This is a genomic window from Streptomyces sp. SS1-1 (assembly GCF_008973465.1).
GTDB lineage: Bacteria > Actinomycetota > Actinomycetes > Streptomycetales > Streptomycetaceae > Streptomyces.
Genome location: NZ_WBXN01000004.1, coordinates 720,432 through 735,053 on the forward strand (window position 1 = coordinate 720,432; position 14,622 = coordinate 735,053).

17 protein-coding genes are annotated in these 14,622 nt (G+C 73.0%); 9 read left to right on the forward strand and 8 right to left on the reverse strand.

All coding sequences use genetic code 11. The features are described 5' to 3' along the window. The first annotated feature begins 279 nt into the window (after window positions 1–279). Window positions 280–1,107: a DeoR/GlpR family DNA-binding transcription regulator gene (locus tag F8R89_RS04265; protein ID WP_151782688.1), complete on the forward strand. Its 828-nt coding sequence runs from the start codon at window positions 280–282 to the stop codon at window positions 1,105–1,107. Window positions 1,108–1,167: 60 nt separating this feature from the next. Further along, window positions 1,168–1,647, forward strand: coding sequence for an SRPBCC family protein (locus tag F8R89_RS04270; protein ID WP_151782689.1), 480 nt, complete (start codon window positions 1,168–1,170; stop codon window positions 1,645–1,647). Window positions 1,648–1,666: 19 nt separating this feature from the next. Here the strand turns inward: F8R89_RS04270 and F8R89_RS04275 are convergent, their stop codons facing one another. Further along, window positions 1,667–2,791, reverse strand: coding sequence for a PLP-dependent cysteine synthase family protein (locus F8R89_RS04275; RefSeq protein ID WP_151782690.1), 1,125 nt, complete (start codon window positions 2,789–2,791; stop codon window positions 1,667–1,669). A 324-nt stretch (window positions 2,792–3,115) separates the two neighbouring features. Between F8R89_RS04275 and F8R89_RS04280 the strand changes: the two genes are divergently transcribed. Continuing rightward, complete coding sequence (locus tag F8R89_RS04280) at window positions 3,116–3,439, forward strand: hypothetical protein (RefSeq protein WP_151782691.1); 324 nt, start codon at window positions 3,116–3,118, stop codon at window positions 3,437–3,439. Between the two features lie 184 nt (window positions 3,440–3,623). Beyond that, the gene (locus F8R89_RS04285; RefSeq protein ID WP_151782692.1) at window positions 3,624–4,166 is read left to right on the forward strand and encodes an ATP-binding protein; all 543 of its coding nucleotides are present in this window, start codon (window positions 3,624–3,626) and stop codon (window positions 4,164–4,166) included. 41 nt (window positions 4,167–4,207) lie between these two features. Here F8R89_RS04285 and F8R89_RS04290 read toward each other — a convergent pair whose 3' ends face one another. From F8R89_RS04290 to F8R89_RS04305, 4 genes are all read right to left on the reverse strand, one after another. After that, window positions 4,208–4,489 carry an SHOCT domain-containing protein gene (locus F8R89_RS04290; protein WP_151782693.1) on the reverse strand — a complete coding sequence of 94 codons (282 nt, stop codon included), beginning with the start codon at window positions 4,487–4,489 and terminating at the stop codon, window positions 4,208–4,210. 122 nt (window positions 4,490–4,611) lie between these two features. Then, window positions 4,612–5,055, reverse strand: coding sequence for an RpiB/LacA/LacB family sugar-phosphate isomerase (locus tag F8R89_RS04295; RefSeq protein WP_151782694.1), 444 nt, complete (start codon window positions 5,053–5,055; stop codon window positions 4,612–4,614). 10 nt (window positions 5,056–5,065) lie between these two features. After that, on the reverse strand, window positions 5,066–6,310 hold the full coding sequence (locus tag F8R89_RS04300; RefSeq protein WP_151782695.1) for an ROK family protein: 1,245 nt from the start codon (window positions 6,308–6,310) through the stop codon (window positions 5,066–5,068). A gap of 36 nt (window positions 6,311–6,346) precedes the next feature. Then, on the reverse strand, window positions 6,347–6,988 hold the full coding sequence (locus tag F8R89_RS04305; RefSeq protein ID WP_151782696.1) for an alpha-ketoglutarate-dependent dioxygenase AlkB family protein: 642 nt from the start codon (window positions 6,986–6,988) through the stop codon (window positions 6,347–6,349). 91 nt (window positions 6,989–7,079) lie between these two features. Here F8R89_RS04305 and F8R89_RS04310 point away from each other — a divergent pair, with 91 nt between their 5' ends. Next, complete coding sequence (locus tag F8R89_RS04310; RefSeq protein ID WP_151787991.1) at window positions 7,080–8,213, forward strand: methyltransferase; 1,134 nt, start codon at window positions 7,080–7,082, stop codon at window positions 8,211–8,213. A 6-nt stretch (window positions 8,214–8,219) separates the two neighbouring features. Here the strand turns inward: F8R89_RS04310 and F8R89_RS04315 are convergent, their stop codons facing one another. After that, window positions 8,220–9,077 carry a class II fructose-bisphosphate aldolase gene (locus F8R89_RS04315; protein ID WP_151782697.1) on the reverse strand — a complete coding sequence of 286 codons (858 nt, stop codon included), beginning with the start codon at window positions 9,075–9,077 and terminating at the stop codon, window positions 8,220–8,222. A 56-nt stretch (window positions 9,078–9,133) separates the two neighbouring features. Continuing rightward, entirely contained in the window at window positions 9,134–10,015 is an 882-nt protein-coding gene (locus F8R89_RS04320) for an SIS domain-containing protein (protein ID WP_151782698.1), read from the reverse strand. Window positions 10,016–10,146: 131 nt separating this feature from the next. Here F8R89_RS04320 and F8R89_RS04325 point away from each other — a divergent pair, with 131 nt between their 5' ends. The 3 genes from F8R89_RS04325 (at window position 10,147) to F8R89_RS04335 (ending at window position 13,177) form a co-directional block, all read left to right on the forward strand. Continuing rightward, window positions 10,147–10,926, forward strand: a complete 780-nt coding sequence (locus tag F8R89_RS04325; protein ID WP_151782699.1) for a DeoR/GlpR family DNA-binding transcription regulator — start codon at window positions 10,147–10,149, stop codon at window positions 10,924–10,926. Between the two features lie 90 nt (window positions 10,927–11,016). Continuing rightward, window positions 11,017–12,852 (forward strand): glycoside hydrolase family 15 protein, encoded by a 1,836-nt coding sequence (locus tag F8R89_RS04330; protein WP_151782700.1) that lies wholly within the window; start codon window positions 11,017–11,019, stop codon window positions 12,850–12,852. Between the two features lie 139 nt (window positions 12,853–12,991). Then, window positions 12,992–13,177, forward strand: coding sequence for a DUF1737 domain-containing protein (locus F8R89_RS04335; RefSeq protein ID WP_151782701.1), 186 nt, complete (start codon window positions 12,992–12,994; stop codon window positions 13,175–13,177). 14 nt (window positions 13,178–13,191) lie between these two features. On the opposite strand, the gene F8R89_RS04340 is transcribed toward F8R89_RS04335, so the two are convergent. Next, on the reverse strand, window positions 13,192–14,187 hold the full coding sequence (locus tag F8R89_RS04340) for a hypothetical protein (RefSeq protein ID WP_151782702.1): 996 nt from the start codon (window positions 14,185–14,187) through the stop codon (window positions 13,192–13,194). Window positions 14,188–14,385: 198 nt separating this feature from the next. Between F8R89_RS04340 and F8R89_RS04345 the strand changes: the two genes are divergently transcribed. After that, window positions 14,386–14,601 carry a heavy-metal-associated domain-containing protein gene (locus tag F8R89_RS04345; RefSeq protein WP_151782703.1) on the forward strand — a complete coding sequence of 72 codons (216 nt, stop codon included), beginning with the start codon at window positions 14,386–14,388 and terminating at the stop codon, window positions 14,599–14,601. The last annotated feature ends 21 nt before the right edge of the window (window positions 14,602–14,622 follow it).

Sequence of the window (14,622 nt, forward strand, 5' to 3'; positions counted from 1 at the left end):
CCCGTGACGAGCCTTCGCGTGTGTCCGTGCGGGCACAGGATCTCCGTTCCCGGGCCCTCGTACACCTGCCGTCACGGAATCTCCCCGGAGCGTGTGCGGCGCGGGGTGGACGGCCGCCCCGAAACGTGGCATGCACGCGTCGGGGCGGCCGGTGGCGCGGGTGGGGGCGGCCCGTGCGAGGATGGGTCGTCCCGCGCCCGGACAGGGGCGAGAATGTCCTTGTCGGACAGGGTTTGGCGGGGCAGGTCGGACGGCAGCGGCGAGAGGACCGGAGCGTACGTGAGCGAGAATCAGAACCTCCTCGCGGAGCAGCGACGCGCCCTGATCCTGGACGAGGTACGGCGCCGGGGCGGGGTGCGGGTCAACGAGCTGACGCGCAAGCTCGGTGTGTCGGACATGACGGTGCGCCGGGACCTCGACGCGCTCGCCCGGCAGGGCGTGCTGGAGAAGGTGCACGGCGGCGCCGTCCCGGTGGTCGAGGCGAGCACGCACGAGCCGGGCTTCGAGGCCAAGTCGGGGCTGGAGCTGACGGCGAAGGAGGACATCGCGCGGGCGGCGGCCGAGCTGGTGGCGCCGGGCAGCGCGATCGCCCTGTCCGGCGGCACGACGACCTACGCGCTGGCGCATCGCCTGGTCGACGTCCCCGATCTGACGGTGGTCACCAACTCGGTGCGGGTGGCCGACGTCTTCCACGCCGCGCAGCGCACGACCGGCCCCCGGCAGGGCGCGGCCACGGTCGTGCTCACCGGCGGGGTGCGTACCCCGTCCGACTCGCTGGTGGGCCCGGTCGCCGACCAGGCGATCGCGGCGCTCCACTTCGACATGCTGTTCCTCGGGGTGCACGGGATATCGGCCGAGGCGGGTCTGTCGACGCCGAATCTGGCGGAGGCCGAGACCAACCGGCGTCTGGTGCAGTCGGCGCGGCGGGTCGTGGTGATCGCCGACCACACCAAGTGGGGTGTGGTGGGGCTGAGTTCGTTCGCGACGCTGGAGCAGGTCGACACGCTGGTCACGGACTCCGGGCTGGACGCGGGCGTCCGCGCGGAGATCGCGGAGCATCTGCGGCTGGTGGTGGCGGGCGAGCCCGATGAGGGTACAGACATCTGACGAAGCGCCAACTAGGGTGACGCTGCCCGGTGCAACATCACCCACAGGGAGTTGTCGTCCATGGCTCATCTGCTGCGTGAAGTGGGACTCGACTTCGTCGGGGCCGCTCCCGTACGGCATGTCTTCGCGCGGGAGACGGCCGCGCCGCCGGAGGCGGTGTACTCGGCGCTCGCCGAGGACGTGGCCGGGTGGACACAGTGGTACGGCGCGGTGACGCTGGCCCGGCCGCTGGACGGCGGGGCGCGGCGCGAGATCCGGCTCATGGGCGGCACCCGCTTCGAGGAGACGGTCCTGGCGGCCGAGCGCCCCGAGGTGTACGCCTACCGCGTCGACCTGACGAACGCGCCGGGCTCGCGGGCGATCGTCGAGGAGTGGCGGCTCGCCCCGGCCGGTGCCGGCACCCGGGTCCAGTGGACGATCGCGGTGGACGGCACGGCCCCCTTCCGGACGTCGGTGCGGCTGGCGCGCCCCGGTCTCGCCCGGGCGTTCCGGGGCGCGGTGACCTCCCTGGACCGGCGGCTGGCCGCCTCGGCGTCCTGAACCGGCGCCCGGCGCGGGCTCACTCGGGCCAGACGCCCGTGGCGAGCAGCTGATCGAGGGCCGCCGCGTACGGCGTGATGTCGAGGCCCTGCCCGGCGAGCCAGGCGTCCGAGTAGTACTTGTCGAGGTACCGGTCCCCCGGGTCGCACAGCAGCGTCACCACGCTGCCCCGCCGCCCCTCGGCCACCATCTCGGCGACGATCTTCAGCGCGCTCCACAGGCCGGTGCCCGTGGAGCCGCCCGCCTTGCGGCCGATGGCCCCCTCCAGGGCGCGTACGGCGGCGACGCTCGCGGCGTCGGGCACCTTCATCATGCGGTCGACGGCGCCGGGCACGAAGCTCGGTTCCATCCGGGGCCGGCCGATGCCCTCGATCCGGGAGCCGCAGTCGCAGGTGACATGGGCGTCGCCGGTCGTCCAGCCCTCGAAGAAACAGGAGTTCTCCGGGTCGGCCACGCAGATACGGGTGTCGTACTGCATGTAGTGGACGTACCGGGCGAGGGTCGCGGAGGTGCCGCCGGTGCCGGCCGTGGCGACGATCCACGCGGGCTCCGGGAACCGCTCGAGGCGCAGCTGCCGGAAGATGGACTCGGCGATGTTGTTGTTGCCACGCCAGTCGGTGGCCCGTTCCGCGTAGGTGAACTGGTCCATGTAGTGGCCGCCGGTCTCCACCGCGAGACGGGCCGACTCCTCGTACATCCGCCGGGAGTCGTCCACGAAGTGGCACCTGCCGCCGTGGAACTCGATGAGGCGGCACTTCTCGGCGCTCGTCGTGCGGGGCATGACCGCGATGAAGGGCACGCCGATCAGCTTGGCGAAGTACGCCTCGGAGACGGCCGTCGAGCCGCTGGACGCCTCGATCACCGGGCGGTCCGGCCGGATCCAGCCATTGCAGAGGCCGTACAGGAACAGGGAGCGGGCCAGCCGGTGCTTGAGGCTGCCGGTGGGGTGCGTGGACTCGTCCTTGAGGTACAGGTCGATGCCCCACCGCTCGGGCAGCGGGAAGCGCAGCAGATGGGTGTCGGCCGAACGGTTCGCGTCCGCCTGCACCTTGCGCACGGCTTCTTTCAGCCAGGTGCGATAGGCGGGATCGCTGCGGTCGACGTCGAGGGTCACGCCGGACGGGGTCTGCTGGACGGTGCTCACGGCGCTGCTCCTCGGGCTCCCGGCAGCGGCGGACCGCGCTGCCGTCCCTTCGAGCATAAACATCTTCCGTACGCTTCTCACCTGCATAAACACACCTTTGAGAGCCTCAAAGGCACCCCTGGGTGGGCGCTCGCGGCGCATCCGGTGGGGGCGCATCCGCACGAGTGCTCCGAGCGCCCCCGGCGAGGGGCACGCGCGCACTGGTGCGGGGCGCGGGACGGGGGCAGACTGCACCCGACGGGGTGCAGACCGGATCACGACCGGGGACCGGGCCGGTCCCCGCGCGGAGCGGGCCGGCCACCGAGACGCACGAGGGGGCGGGGCATGGCGGAGGACGAGTTCACGGCCAAGGGCGTGCGGATCGGGAAGCGGCTGCGCTCCCTGACCCGGGCCGGACAGGTGCGCATCAGCGACGGCCGGGTGCAGCTGCTCACCAGCTACGGCAGCGAGATCGACAGCGCGCCGGTGCAGGCGGTCCGCGCGTCCCGGCCCTGGTTCGCGCCCGACGACCGGGCCCTCGCCGACCTCAACGGCAAGCGCTACTCACTGACGTTGGGGGATCACGACCCCGCTCCGGGCGAGCCCGGACCGCCCGCCGCGCGCCGGTTCATCGAGGCCGTACGGAGGGCTGCGGGGCGTGACGACTGAGTCACCGCGAGTTGCGTCATCGCGCCTCCTGCGCCACGCTGGTCTCACGTCACTCTGGGTTTACCGGCGATAACGCTGCGAACCAGCCCGCCGGCCACGACAGCAGGCGGCCGTTTTCTTCAAGCACCCTGCTGGATCCGTACTCCGTGTTCTTCCGGACCTCTTCAGTCGGGGAGTCGCAGCCGTGATCAGTTACCCAAGCAGGCACTGCGCGGTGGAGCTCCAAGCCCTGCCGTCGCGGATCGGCCAGGTCCGCAGAATCGTATCGGCGCAGTTGCGCTACTGGCATCTGGACCCGTTGATAGACCGCGCGGCGCTCGGTGTGACCGAGCTGTTGACCAACGTCCATCAGCACGCACGGCCGGACAAGACGTGCACCGTGGAGATCGAGCTGCTGCTCGACCGCCTGACGGTGTCCGTGCACGACCACGACCCCCGGCTGCCGGTCGCCGCCGGCCCCGGGGACACCGAGGCGCTCGCCACCTGCGGGCGCGGGCTCGCGATGGTCGCGGCCCTCAGCGAGAGCTGGGGCGTGCGGCCGGAGGGCGAGTCCGGCAAGGTCGTGTGGTTCTCGCTGCCGACGCCCGGCGCGGCGCCGTCAGCGACCGCGCGGCCACCGCGCCGCGTCACCGTGGAGCAGCCCGTGCGCCGTCTCGCGGCGGTCGGTCCACCGGTCGACCTTCGTCGCCCGGAACGCGCTCCCGCCCGGTCGGCCGTTGCCGGCTGACCGGGCGGTGAGGGGGGACAGAGGGCCGCCACGCCGGGGCGTCACACGGGGCCGTCCTTGCCCGTGCGGCCGAACTCCTCGTTGAGGACGGACAGCCGGCGCCAGTACTCGTCCTCGTCGATCTCGCCGGAGGCGAACCGGTGGCCGAGGACGGTGATCGGCGAGCTGTCGTCGGGGCGGGTGGGCCGTGGGCCACGGCGGCCGCGCCACCCCGTGCGGCGCAGCAGTGTGACGCCGCCGATCACGACGGCCGCCCAGATCAGCGGGAACAGCAGGATCCACGGGCCGGGCCCGCCGTCGGCGAAGTGTGCGAGGGTCTGCATCTCGAGTCATCTCCCGGGTCGGTCCGCACGGTCTGCGGTGATGACTCGAGCGTCGCCCCGCGAGGGGGTCCGCGTCGTCGTACGGCCAGCGGCACCGCGCGTACCCCCCGGGGAGTACGCCGTCAGCTCCCGCCGGGCCCTTCAAGGTACGCCACGTTCTCCCGGTCCTCGGCGTCGGTGCCTGCCCCGGTCGTGAACCAGGCGTCGAGGATCTCCTTGAGCAGCGGTCCCGAGGTCAGACGCAGGCTGAGGGCGAGCACGTTGGCGTCGTTCCAGCGGCGGGCGCCCTGCGCGGTGTACGCGTCGGTGCACAGGGCCGCGCGGACGCCGGGCACCTTGTTCGCGGCGATGGACGCGCCGGTTCCGGTCCAGCAGCACACCACCGCCTGGTCGGCCGTGCCGTCCGCGACCTCACGGGCGGCCGCCTGCGAGCAGACGGCCCAGCGCGCGTCGTCGCCGGGGCTGAGCGCGCCGTGCGCGAGCACGTCGTGCCCCCGGTCGCGCAGCTCCTCGACGAGGAGCCGGGCGACGGGTTCGTCCATGTCCGAGGAGACGGCGATCCGCATGGCGGGAAGCCTACGCCGCGAGGGCGCCGAGCGGGTCGTCGAGCACCGGCTGCCACGCCAACTCGGCCGCGCCGACGAGGCTGTTGTGGTCGAGACTGCACGCGAGGATCGGGACGCCGCCGCTCTGGCCCCACAGGCTGCGGTCGGCCACGACCGCGCGCAGCCGTCCGGGGTCGGCGTCGAAGAGGGTGCCGTGCAGGCCGCCGAGGATGATGCGGTCGGGGTTGAGGATGTTGACCAGGCCGGCCAGGCCGAGGCCGAGCCGGTCGATGAGGGCCTCGGTGGCGGTGCGGACCGTCGGGTCGTCGTAGTGGCCGCGGATCAGGTCGTTGGCCTGCTGGAGCAGCGACACCACGGGGCCGGGTTCGCGGCCGGCCGCGGTGAGGAGGGCCAGCGGGTCGGCCTCGACGTCCAGGCAGCCCCGGCTGCCGCAGTGGCAGGGCCGTCCCTCGGGGTTGACGGTGAGGTGGCCGACCTCCAGGGCCAGGCCCGAACTGCCGGTGTGCAGACGGCCGTCCAGGACGAGCGCGCCGCCGACGCCCCGGTGCCCGGTGGCCACGCACAGCAGGTCGCGGGCGCCCCGGCCGGCGCCGTGCCGGTGCTCGGCGAGCGCGGCGAGGTTGACGTCGTTGCCGGCGAACGCCGGTCCGGTGATCCCGGCCGCGCGCACGCACTCGGTGAAGATACGGCGGACGGGGGCGCCCGCCGGCCACGCCAGGTGCAGCGGGTTGAGGGCGAGGCCGTCCGGTTCGGCGACGGCGGACGGGACGGCGAGCCCGGCCCCGACACAGCGCCGCCCGGTCTGGTTCAGCAGGTCCGCTCCGGCCTCGACGACCGAGCCGAGCACCTTGGCCGGGTCGGCGTCCACGGTCTCGCAGCCCGGAGCGGTGGCGACGATCCGGCCGCCGAGGCCGACCAGCGCCGCCCGGAACCCGTCGGCGTGCACCTGGGCGGCGAGGACGACCGGGCCGTCCTCGGCGACGGACAGCCGGTGCGAGGGCCGCCCCTGCGAGCCGGCAGCGGCGCCCGGCCGGGCGTCGACCCTGATCAGCCCGAGCGCCTCCAGTTCGGCGGCGACCACCCCGGCGGTCGCCCGGGTGACACCCAGTTCGGCGGTGAGGACGGCGCGCGTGGGGGCGCGACCGGTGTGCACGAGCTCCAACGCGGGTCCGAGCGCACCGCGCCCCCGCTCCAGTCGCGTCCTCGGGGTGGTGGTCCCTTCCCCCGCCGGCCGGGGGTCCGCCTTGCCGCTCATGAGGGCGAGTCTCCCATGATCCCGATACGCGGTGGTCTACAGCCCGCTCACTCTCAGCGTGACGTTCAGCCGCCCCGTGAGTCCCAGCTCCGGGGGCGCCGTGCCCGGGTGCACCCTGGGAACGCCGTGGTAGGCGAGACGCGAGGGGCCGCCGAACACGAAGAGGTCGCCGCTGCGCAGTTCGACGTCCGTGTACGGCCGGGTCCGGGACTCGGTGTTGCCGAAGCGGAAGACGCAGGTGTCGCCGAGGCTCAGGGACACCACGGGTGCCGTGGACCGCTCGTCGGCGTCGCGGTGCATGCCCATACGGGCGTCGGAGTCGTAGAAGTTGATCAGCGCGATGTCGTACGGCTCCGCCTCCTCGCCGAGGGCGTCGCGCACCGCGCGCCGGGCCAGGGTGCCGAGCCGCTCGGGGAACGGCTTGACCGGGGCGCCGTCGCCGTCGACGACGGTCCGCGCGTAGGCGTACGGATACCAGTGCCAGCCGAGGCACACCTGCCGGGCCGTCATGGTCCCGCCGCCGGGCGTGCGGACCGTGCGCAGTCCGGCCGGGGGGCGGGCCCACGCACGGCAGGCGTCCAGCAGCTCGCGCTGGGCCCCGGCGTCCAGCCAGTCGGGCAGGTGCACCGCGCCCGGCGCGACGACGGCGCGCTCGCGCGGGAACAGCTCGGCCTCCATGTCCCCCATCCTCCCGCATCTCACGCCGTCACGGCCGGGGTGCGGGCGGGCGCCCGAGGTCGCTTAGCCTTGACGCACGATGAACGACCGGATGACGACGCCCTGGGGCGATCTCGCGCTGACCCGCTTCCCCGAGGACCCCCGCGACAGGCTGCGCGCCTGGGACGCCTCCGACGAGTACCTCCTGGCGCACCTCGCCGAGCAGGACGTCCCGCTCTCCGGCACGGTCGTGGTCGTCGGCGACCGCTGGGGCGCCCTGGTCACGGCGCTGGCGGCACACCGGCCCACCCAGATCACGGACTCGTGGCTCGCCCAGGAGGCCACCCGGGCCAACCTCGCCCGGCACGGCGTCGGGCCCGGCGCGGTCCGGCTGCTCACCACGCAGGACCCTCCGCCGGAGCGCGTCGACGTCCTCCTGGTGCGGGTGCCGAAGAGCCTGGCGCTGCTGGAGGACCAGCTGCTGCGGCTGGCGCCCGCGGTGCACGAGGGCACGGTCGTCGTGGGCACCGGCATGGTGCGGGAGATCCACACCTCCACGCTGGAGCTGTTCGAGCGGATCCTCGGACCGACCCGGACGTCTTTGGCCAAGCGCAAGGCCCGGCTGATCCTCTGCACGCCGGAGCCGTCGGTGGAGCGGCCCGCGAACCCGTGGCCGTACACGTACGCGCTGCCCGCCGGGGTCGGGGCGGCCTCCGGGAGCACGGTCGTCAATCACGCCGGTGTGTTCTGCGCCGACCGGCTCGACATCGGCACCCGGTTCTTCCTGGCCCATCTGCCGGGCGGGCGGGGCCCGCGGCGGGTGGTGGACCTCGGCTGCGGCAACGGCGTCGTGGGCACGGCGGTGGCGCTGGCGAACCCGGAGGCCGAGGTGCTGTTCGTCGACGAGTCCTTCCAGGCGGTGGCGTCCGCGGAGGCCACGTTCAAGGCGAACGGGGTGCCCGGGCACGCCGAGTTCCGCGTGGGCGACGGGATGGCCGGCGTGCCGGACGGCAGTGTCGACCTGGTGCTGAACAACCCGCCGTTCCACTCCCACCAGGCCACCACCGACGCGACGGCCTGGCGGATGTTCACGGGGGCGCGGCGGGCGCTGCGGCCGGGCGGTGAGCTGTGGGTGGTCGGCAACCGGCACCTCGGCTACCACGTGAAGCTGCGGCGGCTGTTCGGGAACAGCGAAGTGGTCGCCTCCGACCCGAAGTTCGTGGTGCTGCGGGCGGTCCGCCGGTAGCCGCCGTCAGCCGGTGCGGCGCAGCACCGTGATGATGTCGGCGACCGTGCGCACCATCGCCTCCCGTCCCACGCTGAGGTAGGTGCGTGAGTCGACGGCGTCCGGGTGGGCCGCGAGGAAGTCGCGGATCGCGGTCGTCATCGCGATGTTGAGGGCGGTGCCGACGTTCACCTTGGCGATGCCGCCGACGACCGCCTCGGTCAGCTCGCCGTCGGGGACGCCGGAGGAGCCGTGCAGGACGAGGGGGACGTCCAGGGCGGCGGACAGGCGCTTGAGCAGGGCGTGGTCGAGGGTGGCGGTTCGGGTCGTCATGGCGTGCGAGCTGCCGATGGCGACGGCGAGGGCGTCCACCCCGGAGTCGGCGACGAACGCGCTCGCCTCGGCCGGGTCGGTGCGGGCACCGGGGGCGTGCGCGTCGAGCGGCGGCTGCCCGTTCTTGCCGCCGACGCGCCCCAGTTCGGCCTCGATCCACAGGCCCTGGGCGTGCGCCCAGTCCGCGGCGGCCTTGGTCGCGGCGAGGTTGTCGAGGTAGGGCAGCCGGGCCGCGTCGTACATCACGGAACTGAACCCGGCGGCGGGCGCCTGGCGCAGCAGGTCGTCGCTCTGGACGTGGTCCAGGTGCAGGGCGACGGGGACGGCGGCGCGTTCGGCGGCGGCGACGGCCGCGCGGGCGAGCGGCAGGAGCCGTCCATAGCGGAACTTGACGGCGTTCTCGCTGACCTGGAGGACGACGGGGGAACCGGCGCTCTCGGCGCCGGCGACGACCGCCTCCACGTGCTCCAGGGTGATGACGTTGAACGCGGCGACGGCGGAACGGTCGGCGGCGGCGCGGGTGACGAGCTCGCCGGTGGTCACGAGGGGCACGGCCTGTCCTTTCTGGACGGACGGCGGACGGCAGACGGCTATCGGGTACGGGCGCGTCAGGGGGTGAGGATCACCGAGCGGGTGAGGTGGCGCGGCCGGTCGGGGTCGAGGCCGCGGGCGGCGGCGACGGCGACGGCGAGCCGCTGGGCGCGGACCAGTTCGGCGAGCGGGTCGAGCCGGCCCTCGATCCACCGGGCGCCGGTCGCGCCGACCTGTGCGGCCAGTCCTTCGGGGGCCTCTCCGAACATCCAGGTCACGGTGCCGGTGGTGGTGACGCTGATGGGGCCGTGCCGGTACTCCATCGCCGGGTACGCCTCGGTCCAGGACAGGGACGCCTCGCGCATCTTCAGGGCGGCCTCGTTGGCGAGGCCGACCGTCCAGCCGCGGCCCAGGAAGGTGAACTGCGCGCATCCGGCGAGCTCGTCGGGGAGGGCGTCGGTCAGCGCGGCGCGGGCGTCGGCGACGGCGGCCTCGGGGTGGAGTCCATGGTGGGCGCGGAGCAGGGTGAGCGCGGTGGTGGCGAACCGGGTCTGCACGACGGAGCGTTCGTCGGCGTAGTCGAGGACGACGAGGTCGTCGGCGGCCGTCATGACGGGGGTGTCCGGGTCGGCGGTGATCGCCGTGGTGCGGGTCCGCCCCTTCGCCCGCTCCAGCAGGTCCAGGACCTCGGTGGTGGTGCCGGAGCGGGTGAGGGCGAGGATCCGGTCGTAGGCGCGCCCGGCCGGGAACTCGGACGCGGCGAAGGCGTCCGTCTCGCCCTGACCGGCCCCTTCGCGCAGCGCGGCGTACGCCTGTGCCATGAAGTACGAGGTGCCGCAGCCGACGACCGCGACCCGCTCCCCCGCCTCCGGCAGCCTCCCGCCCGCTGCGGAGGCGTCCGCCGCGGCACGGGTCCAGCACTCCGGCTGGCTGTTGAGCTCGTCCTCGACATGGGTCATGCCGTCACCCTCCCGGCCATGCGGCGTGAATGCTCGTTCCTGCAAGATAGGGCCTGCTTTCGAGCAGAATCAAGCAAAGGGACGGAGTGAGTGTGCGTTAGGGTCGCGGGAGATCGAGGAAGGGAGGGCGGATGTCGCGCGACGCCCGCTGGAAGGCGCTGCTGGACCTGCTGGTGGAGCGGGGCCGGCTGGACGTCGAGGACGCGGCCGCCGAGCTGGAGGTCTCCGCCGCCACGATCCGCCGCGACCTCGATCAGCTCGCCGCCCAGCAGATGCTGGTCCGCACCCGCGGGGGCGCGGTCGTGCACGGGGTGTCGTACGAGCTGCCGCTGCGCTACAAGACCGCGCGCAACGCCTCGGAGAAGCAGCGCATCGCCGGTGCGGTGGCCGATCTCCTCGCGCCGGGCGAGGCCGTCGGGCTGACCGGCGGCACGACGACGACGGAGGTGGCCCGCGCCCTCGCCGTACGCGGCGACCTCACCTCGGGCACGCCCGCGCTGACGATCGTCACCAACGCGCTCAACATCGCCAACGAGCTCGCCGTACGGCCCCAGTTCAAGATCGTGCTGACCGGCGGGGTGGCGCGAGCGCAGTCGTACGAGCTGATCGGGCCGCTCGCGGACGGCGTGCTGTCGCAGGTCACCCTCGATGTCGCGGTGCTCGGTGTGGTGGCCCTGGACGTCACGCACGGGGCCGCCGCGCACGACGAGGCGGAGGCGGCGATCAACCGGCTGCTGTGTGAGCGCGCCGAGCGGGTGATCGTGGCGGCGGACTCCAGCAAGCTCGGCCGGCGGGCGTTCGCGCGGATCTGCGCGGTGGACACGGTGGACACCCTGGTCACCGACACGGCGGCCGACCCGGACCTCGTACGCGGCTTCGAGGAGGCCGGGCTGCGGGTCCTCACCGTCTGATCACCCCGGCCCGCGCCCGTCCGGCCAGGCCCGTCCGCCCGTTTCCTTCTACCCTGGGGAACGAGCGCATGGCGGGCCGAGGAGGCTGCGATGAGCACGACTCCCATCGAGGCGGACGCACCCGGGGCGAAGGGGTACGTGCCGATCGCCGACCACGGGCTGATCGGTGATCTGCGCAGTGTGGCCCTGGTGGGCACGGACGGCACGATCGACTGGTACTGCTGCGGGTCCTTCGACTCCCCCAGCGTGTTCGCCTCCATCCTGGACGCCGAGCGGGGCGGGTGCTTCGAGCTGGCGGCAGCGGTGCCCGCGCGGACCAAGCAGTTCTACTTCCCCGACACGAACGTGCTGATCACCCGGTTCTTCACCGAGGACGGCGTCGGGGAGATCCAGGACTTCATGCCGGTCGGCGTGGGGCCGGCCGAGGCGGACCGGCACCGGCTGATCCGGCGTGTGGTGTGCGTGCGCGGGTCGATCCCGTTCCGTACGCGTGTCGCGCCGCGCTTCGGCTACGGCTCCGACCGGCACACCGTGCGCATGATCGACGGGGTGGCGGTGTTCGAGTCCGCGAAGCTGTCGCTGGGGCTGACCTCGACCGTGCCGCTGGAGGTCGACGGACCCGACGTGTACGCCGAGTTCACGATCGCCGAGGGCGAGGGGGCGGTGTTCGCGCTGGACCAGGTCGGGGGCGAGGTGACCCCGCGGCGCTGTGCGTGGGCCGAGGCGGAGGAGGACATGCGCGGCACCGTGGCGTACTGGCGGCGCTGGCTGGCCTCCTCCAAGTACCGGGGCCGCTGGCGGGAGATGGTGCACCGCTCGGCCCTCACCCTGAAGCTGCTCACCTACTCCCCGACCGGCGCCATCGTGGCCGCGCCGACCACGAGCCTGCCCGAACAGCTCGGCGGCGAGCGCAACTGGGACTACCGGTACACCTGGGTGCGCGACGCCGCCTTCGCCGTGTACGCCATGCTGCGGCTGGGGTTCAGCGACGAGGCCGAGGCGTTCATGCGGTTCCTGAGCCGGCACATCACCCCGGGCGACGGCCGGGGCTCAGGACCGTTGCAGATCATGTACGGCATCGACGGCCGCGCGGACATCCCCGAGCGGGAACTCGGGCATCTGGAGGGCCACTTGAGGTCGGCGCCGGTCCGGGTCGGCAACGCCGCCGCCGACCAGCTCCAGCTCGACATCTACGGCGCGCTGATCGACTCGGTCTATCTGTACGACAAGTGGGCGCAGCCGATCTCCAGCGACCAGTGGGACGACGTGTGCGCACTGGTCGACTGGGTGTGCGCGCACTGGGACCAGCCCGACGAGGGGATCTGGGAGACGCGCGGCGGACGCAGGAAGTTCCTGTACTCCCGGCTGATGTGCTGGGTGGCGATCGAGCGGGCCATCCGGATGGCGAACCGGCGCGGGCTGCCCGCCGACCTGATCCGCTGGCAGAGGTGCCGGGACACCATCTACCGGCGGATCATGAGCCACGGCTGGTCCCCGTCCCGGCAGGCGTTCGTGCAGCACGAGGACACCGACGTACTGGACGCGGCCGTCCTGATGATGCCGTTGACGAAGTTCATCGCCCCGACCGACCCCAAGTGGCTGTCCACCCTCGACGCCCTCGCCGGGGAATTGGTCTCCGACTCGCTGGTCTACCGGTACGACCCGCGGATCAGCCCGGACGGCCTGGACGGCACCGAGGGCACGTTCTCCATCTGCTCCTTCTGGTACGTGGAGGCGCTGGTCCACGCGGGCCGACTGGACGAAGCCCGCCTGGCCTTCGAGAAGATGCTGACGTACGCCAACCACCTGGGCCTGTACGCCGAGGAGATCAGCCACACCGGCGAACAACAGGGCAACTTCCCCCAGGCGTTCACACATCTGGCGCTGATCAGCGCCGCGTACAACCTGGATCGGGCGTTGGGCTGAGCGGGACACGGACTGGGTGTTCCCGAAGAACGGCACGCCGCACGCCTCCTGCAACATCCGTCTCGTCGAGCAGATACATCCCTGAAAGTGAGCTGGGGGTGCTCATGGGCGCCTGGAGCTTGCCTGAGATCCTTGGCCCATGAGCACACCACCGGACGGGTTGCCCGTCTACCGAGTCCTGACCGGGCCCGATGACGCCACGTTCTGCCAGCGGGTGAGCGAGGCGATCGGTCTTGGCTACGAACTGCACGAAGGCCCCGCCGTCACCTTCAACGGGGAGAACGTCATCGTCGCCCAGGCGCTGATCTGGCCGACGCGGCCGTAAGAAGGAGGCGGGACTCAGTGCCCGTGCCCGGACGTGTCGTCGTGCGGGGTGGCGGGCTCCTCCGAGGGCGCCGGGGTGCCGGGGGTGCCGGTACGGACCGTGAAGGCCGCCGTGTGGACCTTGCCCTCGTGCTTGAAGTCGAGGAAGAGCCGGTAGGTGCCGGTGCTCGGCGCCGTGGCGGTGAAGGAGACGTCCGGGCCGGGTTTCGTCGTGCCGTCGCCGGGTTCGCCGTTGGGGTGGACGTGCAGGTAGGCGAGGTCTCCGGAGCGCAGGGCGACCAGGTGGCCGTAGGCGCCCAGGTAGGGCTGGAGGTCGGTCACCGGGCGGCCGGCACGGGAGACCGTCAGTTGCAGCTCGCCCGCCCTGCCCGGTCGCAGCGCGCCGTCGAGGCGGACCTCGTAGCCGTGGACCTTCGCGGTGCGCCGTGGCGCGGGCAGCGGCTGGGGCTCGTACGGGCCGGAGGCCGCCAGGTCCGCGCCCAGGGTGAGGTTCTCCGCGCCCTTCTTGGCCGGGGTGAAGTCGGCGAAGACCCGGTAGCCGCCGGCGCGGGGCAGGTCGACCGGGATGCTCCAGGTGCCGTCGGCGGCGCGGGTGGGGTGCAGATGGCGGTAGGTCCCCAGGTCGCGTGAGGCCACGATGAGGTGCAACTCCTTGTCGTGCTCCCGCTGATAGGCGGTGACCGCGCGGCCCGCGCTGTCGCGGACGACGAAGCTCAGCTCGGAGCGCTTGCCCGCCGCGACCCGCGCGGTGGCGAGGTCGAGGGTGTAGCCGCCCTCGGAGATCTGCAGTCCCCCGGCGGGCTCCGCCTCGTGACCGCCATGACCCCCATCCCCCTCCCCATCCCCAGGCCCCGACTCCGGCTCCGGGGATGCCCCCGGGTGCGTGTCGTGGCGGGCGGTGGGCGTGGCGTCGTCGATGACGGGGTCGAGGGCCTCGCCCACGCCGTAGGCGGTGCCGAAGGTCGCGGCCAGCGCGGCGGTGAACGCGGTGATCCTCAGTCCGGCATGCATGGCGGTCTCCTGCGGGTCAGGTACGGCGTCGTGGTCGTTCGATGCACTTCACCATACCCCTGGGGGGTATCAAGTCAAGTCGGGTTCAGGCTTGCTCACGCTACCCCCTAGGGGTATATATGGAGCCTCGTAAGGGTACCCCCACCCCGTATCGAGGGCGGGCCTGCCCACGACCATCACCGATCACAGGAGGACCGCATGTCCACCACCACGTACGCCGTCACCGGTATGAGCTGCGGCCACTGCCGGGCCACGCTGACCAAGGCCATCGGAGGGCTGGACGGCGTCACCGGGGTCGACGTCGATCTCGCCACGGGCCATGTCACCGTGACCAGTGCCGCCGAGCCGGACGATGCCCGTATCGCCGCGGTCGTGGACGACGCCGGCTACGAGCTCACCGGCCGCGCCGCCTGATCCGCCCCTCCCCCGGGGCCC

Bases quoted from the DNA above. Each gene is read 5' to 3' on its own strand.
- F8R89_RS04270 (WP_151782689.1), top strand. From the start codon at position 1,168: ATGGCTCATCTGCTGCGTGAAGTGGGACTCGACTTCGTCGGGGCCGCT.
- F8R89_RS04280 (WP_151782691.1), top strand. From the start codon at position 3,116: ATGGCGGAGGACGAGTTCACGGCCAAGGGCGTGCGGATCGGGAAGCGG.
- F8R89_RS04290 (WP_151782693.1), bottom strand. From the start codon at position 4,489: ATGCAGACCCTCGCACACTTCGCCGACGGCGGGCCCGGCCCGTGGATC.
- F8R89_RS04295 (WP_151782694.1), bottom strand. From the start codon at position 5,055: ATGCGGATCGCCGTCTCCTCGGACATGGACGAACCCGTCGCCCGGCTC.
- F8R89_RS04300 (WP_151782695.1), bottom strand. From the start codon at position 6,310: ATGAGCGGCAAGGCGGACCCCCGGCCGGCGGGGGAAGGGACCACCACC.
- F8R89_RS04305 (WP_151782696.1), bottom strand. From the start codon at position 6,988: ATGGAGGCCGAGCTGTTCCCGCGCGAGCGCGCCGTCGTCGCGCCGGGC.
- F8R89_RS04310 (WP_151787991.1), top strand. From the start codon at position 7,080: ATGACGACGCCCTGGGGCGATCTCGCGCTGACCCGCTTCCCCGAGGAC.
- F8R89_RS04320 (WP_151782698.1), bottom strand. From the start codon at position 10,015: ATGACCCATGTCGAGGACGAGCTCAACAGCCAGCCGGAGTGCTGGACC.
- F8R89_RS04325 (WP_151782699.1), top strand. From the start codon at position 10,147: ATGTCGCGCGACGCCCGCTGGAAGGCGCTGCTGGACCTGCTGGTGGAG.
- F8R89_RS04330 (WP_151782700.1), top strand. From the start codon at position 11,017: ATGAGCACGACTCCCATCGAGGCGGACGCACCCGGGGCGAAGGGGTAC.
- F8R89_RS04335 (WP_151782701.1), top strand. From the start codon at position 12,992: ATGAGCACACCACCGGACGGGTTGCCCGTCTACCGAGTCCTGACCGGG.
- F8R89_RS04340 (WP_151782702.1), bottom strand. From the start codon at position 14,187: ATGCATGCCGGACTGAGGATCACCGCGTTCACCGCCGCGCTGGCCGCG.
- F8R89_RS04345 (WP_151782703.1), top strand. From the start codon at position 14,386: ATGTCCACCACCACGTACGCCGTCACCGGTATGAGCTGCGGCCACTGC.